This is a genomic window from Bowmanella sp. JS7-9 (assembly GCF_004329715.1).
Classification (GTDB): domain Bacteria; phylum Pseudomonadota; class Gammaproteobacteria; order Enterobacterales; family Alteromonadaceae; genus Pseudobowmanella; species Pseudobowmanella zhangzhouensis.
Genome location: NZ_JXSY01000032.1, coordinates 1 through 10028, shown reverse-complemented (window position 1 = coordinate 10028; position 10028 = coordinate 1). Strand labels below are relative to the sequence as shown.

Below are 10028 nucleotides of genomic sequence, written 5' to 3'. Positions count from 1 at the left end.
TGACGCCTCTTGGCTTCGGGTAAGTAAGCCCACCCCATAAAAAAGCACCCTCCGGGTGCTTTTTTTTCGTCTGTACGCTGCTGGAATGGCGCGAATGGCTTTTCAGCGTCGGCAATTCACGTTAGTTTACAGCAGCCGTTTTTTTACTGCCTGAAACAAGGAACTGTCGTTGCAACTTGCTATCGAAGCGTCACAGCTGACCTTTTCATACCCAAACGCCAATACGCCCACATTGCAGATTGAGCAATTAGCTTTACCAATAGGGCACAAATTATTTGTCGAGGGGCCAAGTGGTAGTGGCAAATCCACGTTATTGTCATTACTGGCCGGCATTACACCCGTGCAGAGCGGCAGTTTAAAAATACTGGGCGAGGATATGGCCAAGCTTTCTGGCCGGGCGCGTGATGCGTTTCGAGCCGAACACATTGGCTACGTGTTTCAGCAGTTTAATTTATTGCCTTACCTGAGTGTGTTGGAAAACGTGCAAATCGCCGATACGTTTCGCCATAAAAAACTTGCCGCCCGACAAGGTAAAGAGCGCGCCATGCAACTGCTTAGCGCACTGCAAATACCACAGGAGGCGTTTAGCAAATCCGGTATTGAGCTCAGTGTCGGCCAACAACAACGGGTGGCGATTGCCCGTGCGCTTTATGCAAAGCCGGATATTTTGATTGCGGATGAGCCTACATCAGCGCTGGATCATGCCAACGCCGCCGCTTTTATGCAGTTGTTACTCAAACAGGTTAATGAGCAAGGCACGACTTTGGTGTATGTCAGTCACGACGAAAGCCTGCGGCTGAACTTTGATCAAATGGTGCGCCTGCGTAGTCCCGGAGGTGCGCAATGACTATGCTTAGCCTGACGCTTAAATCTATGCGTAACCGCCGTTTTACGCTGGGCTTAACCCTGTTGTCGGTGGCAATCAGCGTGATGCTGTTGCTGGGGGTAGAGCGTTTGCAAAGCCAGTTGAAGCAAAGTTTTACCCAGACGATTAGCGGCACAGACATTATTGTCGGACCGCGCACCAGTCAGGTAAATCTGTTGCTGTATACGGTGTTTGGTATTGGCGAGCCGACCAACAGTCTGAGCCTGGCGGCGTGGCAGCATATTAAGAGCATGCCCGGCGTTAGTTGGACGGTGCCATTGTCATTTGGTGACTCCCATCAGGGTTATCGGGTAGTGGGTACCAATCAGGAGTATTTTGCCCGCCGCCTGTATGCTAATAAGCAGGCGTTGATATTCCAGCAGGGCAAGCCGTTTGAGGATGAGCATCAGGTCGTGCTTGGCGCTCAGGTCGCAAATGCATTGGGCTATCAACTGGGCCAACAACTGGTGCTCAGTCACGGCGTTAGCAAGGTTAGTTTCAGTAAACATGGCAATCATCCGTTGAGCGTTGCGGGAATATTGGCACCCACGGGTACGCCCATCGATCAGCGAATTTTTGTACCTCTTGCCGCGCTGGATGAAATGCATGCACCTATGCGCGACCCTCATAACCCACTGAATCATGATGATATCAGCGCGCTCTATCTTGGTGTTGAGGCGCCGCAGGACGTTTTGCGTATTTTGCGCGCCATTAATGAATTTGACGCAGAACCAATGACGGCATTACTGCCATTGATGACGATGCAACAGGTCTGGCGCCTGATGGATAGTGTGCAGTTGGGCCTACTGCTGTTAGCCGCCATCGTGGTGGCCAGCACCTTACTGACGTTGCTAACCAATATGTTAACCAGTTTATCTCAGCGCCAGCGAGAAATGGCGGTACTACGGGCTCTGGGTGCTGCGCCGCGACATATCTTCAGTCTGTTGCTGGCGGAGTCTTTGCTGGTCGGTGTTTTGGGTATTGTGCTCGGGTTAGCCGCCTTGTATGGCTTGCAATATGCGGGTGCTCCCTATTTGCAGGCTGTGTCTGGTTTGCGCCTGAGTCCTGATTGGCCGCAACCGCAGGAAATCACGCTGCTGGCGATGGTGCTGGGCTGTGCGATGCTGGTTAGTCTTGTCCCTGCGTGGCGGGCATACCGGATGACAGTGCACGACGGGATGCAGATGCGCGGCTAAACCCGCTTTAGTCCGCGTCCTGTGGTTGTTTGGCCTGCACAAATAAATCGCGCATCAGGACATATTCATCCGGTGTGGCCCAGTCCTGATGGTTGAGCTGAAAAGGCTCACTCAGGGTAATTCGTGCTACATCATCGCTGACCCAGCCGGGCACCGGAAATTCCTCGATGGCACCACTAAAGCCGGCTTGTAAATCACAATGAAAATACGCAGCGCGCTCGTTTTGTCTGAGTAACTCACCAATTTGCGCATTAAAGCCGGTTTGTTGCCAGACTTTTTGGTGGACCTGGCAGCGCGCTTCGTTGATCGGGTCTATCTCACCACCGGGCAAGCGTAATGCTTGATTTTGTTTGGCGCTGACGGTCAGCAATCTGTCTGCTATGCGCACCACGCAATAGGCGCTGGGGCTTGAAACCGGTGGCAAATGATCCAAGGTACGGCAAACCGGTGGGGTAGGCGCCTCATTTGAACAGGCAGTTAACGCACTAATACATGAAATTGCGAATATTCGCGGTAACTTACCTTTCATCAGACGGGGTTCTCAGTCACTATTTGCTGCAGTCAAAATCATAAAAGATCTGGCCATTGAACTAAAGCGTATGGGCAAGGTTGTGGTCAGTTAATTCAGCCAATGGAGAATTCATGGCTTCACATTTTCGTTTTACCCCCATCTTATTGGTGGTTGTGGTGTTGGCAGCTCTGGTTGCCTGGTTGTATGTCCCGCAAGGTGAAGAGCAAAAGCGCCGGCAGATGCAAGCTTCGCCGGTCAAAGTGGTAGTCGCCAGTGAACAGCCCTTTGAGGTAACGGTTGAAGCCCTTGGGACGGCAGTGGCAAACGAAGCAGTGATTATTACTGCACAAAGTACCGATGTAGTTGCCCAGGTGCATTTTAACGATGGTCAGTTAGTCGAAGCTGGGCAATTACTGGTCTCACTCAATAGCCGTGAAGAGCAGGCGCGCGTTAAAGAATTAGGAATTAATCTGGATGAAGCCAATCGCCAACTAAGCCGTATTCGTAATCTTGCCCGTGAAAATGTGGCTTCCGCGCAATTGCTGGATGAACAGCAAGCACGCGTCGATGCATTACAAGCGCAATTAGAAGTGGCGAAAACCCGCCTGGCAGAATTGGAAATTCATGCGCCGTTTTCCGGTCAGTTGGGTATTCGGCGGGTCAGCCCGGGAGCACTGGTGACGCCGGGTACGCAAATTACCACGCTGGATGATTTACATCAGGTTAAGGTGGATTTCAGCGTGGCTGAACTGCATCTGGCCAGCCTGAAAGCGGGCCAACAGGTATTCGCTACCAGTGCGGCCTGGCCGGGTGAAACCTTTGTCGGCACCATCGCCAGTATTGACTCGCGTATCGATCCGGTAAGTCGGGCCGTACAGGTGCGCGCGATCATTGACAATCCTGACCTTCGCCTGCGTCCGGGTATGCTGCTGCGCATCCTTATTCAAAAGCAGGTGGTCAATTCTTTAGTGATCCCAGAGTCGGCGATAGTGCCGATTCAGGATAATCATTTTGTTTATATCGTCACGCCAGAAAACAAAGCCCACCGTCAGCAGGTCACGATTGGCTTACGCAAACCGGGACTGGTGCAAATCAGTCAGGGATTAAAAGGCGGTGAAAAAGTGGTGGTCGAGGGTGCATTACGTCTCGGTGAAGACAGTCAGGTACGGATTCTGGAGAACTAAGTATGTTGCTGTCAGATGTCTCGGTTAAACGCCCGGTCTTTGCCATCGTCGTCAATTTGTTGATCGTGGTGTTTGGTATTGTCGCCATCGATAAATTATCTCTGCGCGAATACCCGGATATTGACCCTCCCATTGTGTCGATCAATACCAGTTACCCCGGTGCGTCAGCCAATATCGTTGAAACCAAGATTACCCAGTTACTGGAAGATCGCATCAGCGGTATCGCCGGGATTAAAAATATTACCAGCAGCAGTCGCAATGGTCGTTCCAGCATTTCTATTGAGTTTGATCTCAGTCGCGACATCGACTCTGCCTCCAATGACGTGCGAGAGCGGGTTAGTCGTGCCCTGAATAACCTGCCGGATCAGGCGTTACCACCGGAAGTGTTTAAGTCAGACTCCGACGAGCAGGTCGTGGTGTGGTACAACCTGCGCTCTGACAATATGTCGGTAATGGAACTCACCGACTATGCCGACCGCTATATAGTCGATCGCCTGTCTGTGGTCGATGGTGTCGCGCGGGTGCAATTAGGTGGTGGCCGTGAGTATGCCATGAAGATTTGGCTGGATCGTCAGGCCATGGCTGCCCGGGAAGTGACGGTTGCCGATGTGGAGCGGGTGATCCGCGCTGAAAACGTCGAGTTGCCGGCGGGCGAATTGGAATCAGAAGATCGCGATTTCGAAGTCCGTGTGGCGCGTACATTCCTGACCCCGGATGATTTTGCCCGCCTGGCCATCAAGCAGGGGCCGGATGGCTATCTGGTGCGTTTGGGCGAAGTCGCGCATGTGGAGTTGGGTGCTGAAGATGACGAGACCGAATTTCGCGGCAATGGCGTGAACATGATTGGTCTGGGTGTGGTTAAACAATCCAAGGCCAATACTCTCTCTGTAGCGCAGGAAGTCAAGAAAGCCATCGACGATATTTCGCAAACCTTACCCGACAATATATTTATCGTTCCCAGTTATGACTCCTCGGTATTTATTGCCCAGTCCATCGATGAGGTGTACGAAACTCTGTATATCGCCATCGCCATGGTGGTGATTGTGATATTCCTGTTCCTCGGTAATGTGCGGGCGACATTAATCCCAGCGGTGACGGTACCAGTCTCATTGGTGGGCGCGTTTATCGTCATGTATATGCTGGGTTTCTCGATCAATTTGCTGACCTTGCTGGCACTGGTGCTGGCCATTGGTTTAGTGGTGGATGATGCTATTGTGGTGCTGGAAAACATTCACCGCCGGGTCGAGTTGGGTGAGCCTCCTTTGTTGGCTGCATACAACGGTGCCCGTGAAGTCGGCTTTGCGGTAATCGCAACTACCCTGGTGCTGATTTCCGTATTTGTGCCGCTGGTATTTTTACAGGGCAATATTGGTCGATTGTTTACCGAATTTGCCATTGCTATCGCGGCGGCGGTGGCCTTCTCCAGTTTTACCGCACTGACCTTGTCTCCCATGATGTGTTCTAAGTTACTGACTAAGCACAGCAACAACAGTGGACTGTCTGGTTGGGTGGATCGGGTCTTTGGTAAGGTCGAGCGTCGTTACTTCAGCAGTCTGGACAAAACGTTGCATCAGCCTGTCTGGTCCGTATTGCTGATTGGCCTTGCGGTAGCCGCAATCTTTGCGTTGGTGGAGAGAGTTCCGGCAGAATTTACCCCAAAAGAAGACCGTGGCACGTTCTTTGTGCAGTTACAAACTGCCGAAGGAGCCAGTTTTGAGAGCAATGCGCGCAATCTTAAGAAGGTCGAAGACATTCTGTTGCCATATCTGGATAAGGGCGAAGTCGATCGGGTACTGGTGCGCACGCCGGGATTCGGAGGAAGTGCGGGGATTGCCATTGTCGGTGCCGTCGACTGGCAGATCCGTGAACGTTCGACCTTTGAATTAATGGACGAAATAACCGCACAATTGTCTGATTTACCGGACGTACGCGCGTTTGCGTTTATGCGCAATGGTTTGGCACGAGGCGGTGGTCGTCCGGTGCAGTTTGTGTTGCAGGGCAACACCTATGAGGAATTGGTAGCCTGGCGCGATGTGCTGATGGCCAAAGCGGCGGAAAATCCGAATCTGCTCAGGCTGGATAGCGACTACAAAGAAACCTGGCCACAGCTGTTGGTGAATATCGACCGCGAGCGGGCGGCGGATTTAGGCGTGTCGATTGGTGACATTGGTCGTACGCTGGAAACCATGCTCGGCCAGCGCCGGGTGTCCACCTTCCTCGATCGTGGACGCGAATACGATGTGGTGATGGAAGGCATCGAGGATGATTACCGTAGTCCGCAAAACATCAATAACCTGTATGTTCGCAGCAGCCGCAGTAATCAGCTGATCCCGATGGACAATCTGGTGACGTTTAAAGAGCAGGCGACCTCCAGTACGCTGAATCGCTATAACCGCATGCGTAGTATTACCATCTCGGCCAACTTGGCGGATGGTTACACCCTGGGTGAAGCGCTGGATTATCTGAATTCCATTGTACAAAACGAGTTGCCCAGCAATGTGCAGGTGGATTATCGCGGCGAGAGTCAGTTGTATAAAGAGTCCGGTAACTCGGTGCTGTTTATGTTTGCTCTGGCTCTGGCGGTGACCTATCTGGTACTGGCTGCGCAATTTGAAAGTTTTGTGCATCCACTGGTGATTATGCTGACTGTCCCGTTGGCGCTGGTAGGGGCGTTTGTTGGTCTGATGCTGAGCGATATGACACTGAACATCTACAGCCAGATTGGGTTAGTGATGCTTATCGGTCTGGCGGCGAAAAATGGTATTTTGATCGTCGAATTCGCCAACCAGTTACGGGATGCCGGCGTTGCGTTTGAAGAGGCGCTAAAACGCGCCGCATCTCAGCGTCTGCGCCCGATTATGATGACAGGATTCACCACTGTATTCAGTTCGCTGCCGCTGGTATTGGCCATGGGTCCCGGGGCCGAGAGTCGCTCCGTGATTGGTATGGTGATTTTTTCCGGGGTGTTGTTTGCCACGTTTATGACTCTGTATGTTATCCCCACGGCCTACTTCTGGCTGGCGCGACATACCGGCTCTCCGCAGCAAATCGCCCGTGAGCTGGATGCTCTGGAACAAAAACACTAAGCAATAAAAAAGCCGCTATGAGCGGCTTTTTTATGCGATGAGCACCAGTTTTATAAGACTTCAACGATCGCCTGTGCCAGACGATCCACGTTACCTTTGCTGATACCCGCTACGTTAATGCGGCTTGAGCCAACCAGATAGACACTGTGCTGCTTAACCAGTTTATCTACTTGCTCGGGGCTAATACACAGGAAAGTAAACATGCCTTTTTGCTGATTAATGAAGCCAAAGTCTTTGCTGGCACCTTTCTCGGCCAGTTTTTCAACCAGCATGGCGCGCAGTTGTTTCATGCGTTCACGCATATCGGTCACTTCGGTTTCCCACAGACGCTTCAGTCGGGTGTCATTGAGGATAATATCCACCAACGCACCACCATAAGATGGTGGCATAGAGTAGATAGCACGTGCGACACTTTGAATCTGAGTCTGGATCGCGGTGCGCTGCGCACTGTTTTGCGTAACAATCGCAGCCAAGCCTACGCGCTCGCGATATAAGCCAAAGTTTTTCGAGCAGGAGGCGGCAATCACCATCTCCGGAACTTTACTGGCCAGTAAACGCAGGCCAAAGGCGTCTTGTTCTAAACTGTCGCCAAATCCCTGATAAGCCACATCGACAAACGGCACAATGCCTTTTTCGACCACAATATCTGCGATCACATGCCATTGCTCAGGAGTTAAGTCCGCACCGGTTGGGTTATGACAGCAACCGTGCAGTAGTACCATGTCACCGGCTTTCACCTGAGTGCGCAGACACTCAGCCATGGCGTCGAATTTGATCGATGCACTGGCTTTATCGAAATAGGGATAGGTTTCAATCTTCAGACCGGCGTCACCAATCAACGGAATGTGGTTCGCCCACGTTGGGTCGCTGACCCAAACGGTGGTATCAGGATTCGCACGGGCCACCAGTTCGGCCAGAATACGCAACGAACCACAGCCACCTGGCGCCTGCACCGCGGCTACGCGGTCGGCCAAAATCACCGGGCTGGCTTCGCCCAGTAACAGGGTTAACATGCCGTCAATAAAACCCTGCACGCCTTGCGGTGCGATATAGGTTTTGGAGTCTTCTTTACCTTGCAGAATAACCTGAGCCTGCTGAACCGCTTGCAAAATTGGCGTTTTGCCTTGCTCATCTTTATACACACCAACGCCCAAATCGATTTTGTCCGGATTGTTATCTTGTTTAAACGCAGCGGACAGACCCAGAATTGGATCGGCGGGAAGTTGTTTTAAAACTTCAAACATTGATGACCCCTAAAATTTGATAAGTGTTAATGCCCTGGAAAGGCCAAACATTATGCCAGTAACGGTGAAAATTACGACTGCAATTAGGGGTAAATTGTCGCAAAATAGCCGAATAAGCATAATGGGTTGCACCTAATGGCCTCACAACAACAATTAATTGATATTCCTGCACAAACGCCCCGCATGGGTAACCGCTTTACTGCCTGGATCGGGCGGCAGGGTTTGTCCATACTCGGTTGGCGCACAGAGGGCGAGTTTCCTGCCCATCGCAAGATGGTGCTCGCTGTGGCACCACATACATCAAACTGGGATTTCTTTATCGCTGTGTTTGCCATGCTGGCTTTGCGCCTTAAATTAAATTTTCTTGGCAAACACAGTATTTTCGTTTGGCCGATTAAAGGTTTTTTACTGGCGATTGGCGGTATCCCGGTGTTTCGTGATAAAGCCCATGGCCTGGTGGAGCAGATGGTTGCACAGTTTGCCCAGCGGGAGTCGCTGTTATTGGCATTAGCCCCTGAAGGGACGCGCAGTAAGGTAGTCAATTGGAAAAGTGGCTTTTTACATATCGCCCATCGAGCCAATGTGCCTGTGCTGTTAGTAGGACTGGATTATAAGCGTAAAGCGCTGGTGTTTGGGCCTCTGCTGGAAGTGAGCGAAAATACTGAGCAGGAAATGCAGCGAGTGCGGGAGTATTTTGGACAGGTTAGCGCGAAACATCCGGAACTGGCCTGACCACAAAACTTTTTATAAAACCGCTGAACTTTATCAGCAAATGCCAGCCTAATCTTATGCAACGAGTTATTGAGATTGTTGCAGCAATGTGTGTTCCAAGTTGAGTGAATTTTCCCCGCCCTTGTGGCGGGGTTTTGTTTTTTAGGGAAATCAAAGTCTTACATGAATCTCTGAATTTTAAGGCCGTTTTAAGACAGCATTACTGAAAATACCGACTACTCTTGATCTTCCGCGCATACGCCAAGATCACACAGGAAGGAGGACGGCATGCGGTTGTCAGTCAGATTAGGATTCTATCTCACACTTGTAACATGTTGCTGTTTAACAGTTTATCTATAACGAAAAGGTTTCGGTCAGGTAGTAATTCTCAAAGAAAAGGCGCCACACGGCGCCTTTTTTAATTCAGGACTTTCTCGATATCGGCGAGCATCTCTTTGCTTTGGGGTTTTACCCGGCTACCATAGTGTTTGACCACGTTGCCCTGCTTATCGATTAGATATTTATTGAAGTTCCAGCTGGGCCATTCGCCGGTGGCTTTGGCCAGTTTTCGATACAGCGGGTCGGCTTCGTCACCTTTAACATGAATAGGCTCGAACATTGGGAACTGCACGCCGTAGGTCAGTTCACACAATTCAGCGGTTTTACCCTCGTCTTTGTCTTCCTGATTAAAATCATGGGAGGGGAACCCCAATACCACCAGACCACGGTCTTTATAATCTGCATACAAGGCTTCCAGCCCTTTAAATTGTGGGGTAAATCCACAGTAGCTGGCAGTGTTGACGATTAGCAGTGGCTTTCCTGCGTACTCATTACACAGGTTAACCGTTTCCTGAGAATTGAGTTTGCGTTTGACGAACTTCAGCACGTCCGGGCAGGTATTGGCCGCAAACACATTGAAACTAACGAGTGCGCCGATCAGGATGGCTTTTTTCATTACAGGCTCCTTGGTATGTTGGCTGTGTGGTACGGCGCAATCATGCACTGCGATCACAGGGTTTGCCATTGCTGGCTATTCCACGAATAATACTGCCTGAAGATTCGTAGGTTGTGATAATAATATGCATAAATATACAAAAAGTTTATTGGTATCAGTGATTTGCACGTCGTTATTGGCGTGTAACGCAACATCAGTGAGCACCGCTGGGCAGACACCGGTAAATACCCCGGTGGTAGCCCAAACGCTGCAGACGCCGGTTCAGAACCCATTAGC

8 protein-coding genes are annotated in these 10028 nt (G+C 51.0%); 5 read left to right on the top strand and 3 right to left on the bottom strand.

What is annotated here, in order from left to right; translation table 11 throughout:
* Positions 1-169: 169 nt before the first annotated feature.
* Positions 170-847 (top strand): ABC transporter ATP-binding protein, encoded by a 678-nt coding sequence (locus tag TK45_RS15740; RefSeq protein WP_254426648.1) that lies wholly within the window; start codon positions 170-172, stop codon positions 845-847.
* The gene (locus TK45_RS15735) at positions 844-2061 is read left to right on the top strand and encodes an ABC transporter permease (RefSeq protein WP_131259806.1); all 1218 of its coding nucleotides are present in this window, start codon (positions 844-846) and stop codon (positions 2059-2061) included. The genes TK45_RS15740 and TK45_RS15735 overlap by 4 nt, the downstream gene beginning before the upstream one ends.
* A gap of 7 nt (positions 2062-2068) precedes the next feature.
* Here the strand turns inward: TK45_RS15735 and TK45_RS15730 are convergent, their stop codons facing one another.
* Positions 2069-2590: a hypothetical protein gene (locus TK45_RS15730; protein WP_131259805.1), complete on the bottom strand. Its 522-nt coding sequence runs from the start codon at positions 2588-2590 to the stop codon at positions 2069-2071.
* 113 nt (positions 2591-2703) lie between these two features.
* Between TK45_RS15730 and TK45_RS15725 the strand changes: the two genes are divergently transcribed.
* Complete coding sequence (locus TK45_RS15725; RefSeq protein WP_131259804.1) at positions 2704-3756, top strand: efflux RND transporter periplasmic adaptor subunit; 1053 nt, start codon at positions 2704-2706, stop codon at positions 3754-3756.
* Positions 3757-3758: 2 nt separating this feature from the next.
* Entirely contained in the window at positions 3759-6842 is a 3084-nt protein-coding gene (locus TK45_RS15720; protein WP_131259803.1) for an efflux RND transporter permease subunit, read from the top strand.
* A gap of 50 nt (positions 6843-6892) precedes the next feature.
* Here the strand turns inward: TK45_RS15720 and TK45_RS15715 are convergent, their stop codons facing one another.
* Positions 6893-8086, bottom strand: a complete 1194-nt coding sequence (locus TK45_RS15715) for an amino acid aminotransferase (RefSeq protein WP_131259802.1) — start codon at positions 8084-8086, stop codon at positions 6893-6895.
* A 135-nt stretch (positions 8087-8221) separates the two neighbouring features.
* Here TK45_RS15715 and TK45_RS15710 point away from each other — a divergent pair, with 135 nt between their 5' ends.
* Positions 8222-8818: a lysophospholipid acyltransferase family protein gene (locus TK45_RS15710; RefSeq protein WP_254426647.1), complete on the top strand. Its 597-nt coding sequence runs from the start codon at positions 8222-8224 to the stop codon at positions 8816-8818.
* A gap of 397 nt (positions 8819-9215) precedes the next feature.
* On the opposite strand, the gene TK45_RS15705 is transcribed toward TK45_RS15710, so the two are convergent.
* Positions 9216-9752, bottom strand: a complete 537-nt coding sequence (locus TK45_RS15705) for a glutathione peroxidase (protein ID WP_131259801.1) — start codon at positions 9750-9752, stop codon at positions 9216-9218.
* Positions 9753-10028 lie beyond the last annotated feature (276 nt).

Coding starts and splice junctions, on each gene's coding strand:
- TK45_RS15715 (WP_131259802.1), bottom strand. CDS start 8,086: ATGTTTGAAGTTTTAAAACAACTTCCCGCCGATCCAATTCTGGGTCTG.
- TK45_RS15710 (WP_254426647.1), top strand. CDS start 8,222: ATGGCCTCACAACAACAATTAATTGATATTCCTGCACAAACGCCCCGC.
- TK45_RS15720 (WP_131259803.1), top strand. CDS start 3,759: ATGTTGCTGTCAGATGTCTCGGTTAAACGCCCGGTCTTTGCCATCGTC.
- TK45_RS15725 (WP_131259804.1), top strand. CDS start 2,704: ATGGCTTCACATTTTCGTTTTACCCCCATCTTATTGGTGGTTGTGGTG.
- TK45_RS15730 (WP_131259805.1), bottom strand. CDS start 2,590: ATGAAAGGTAAGTTACCGCGAATATTCGCAATTTCATGTATTAGTGCG.
- TK45_RS15735 (WP_131259806.1), top strand. CDS start 844: ATGACTATGCTTAGCCTGACGCTTAAATCTATGCGTAACCGCCGTTTT.
- TK45_RS15705 (WP_131259801.1), bottom strand. CDS start 9,752: ATGAAAAAAGCCATCCTGATCGGCGCACTCGTTAGTTTCAATGTGTTT.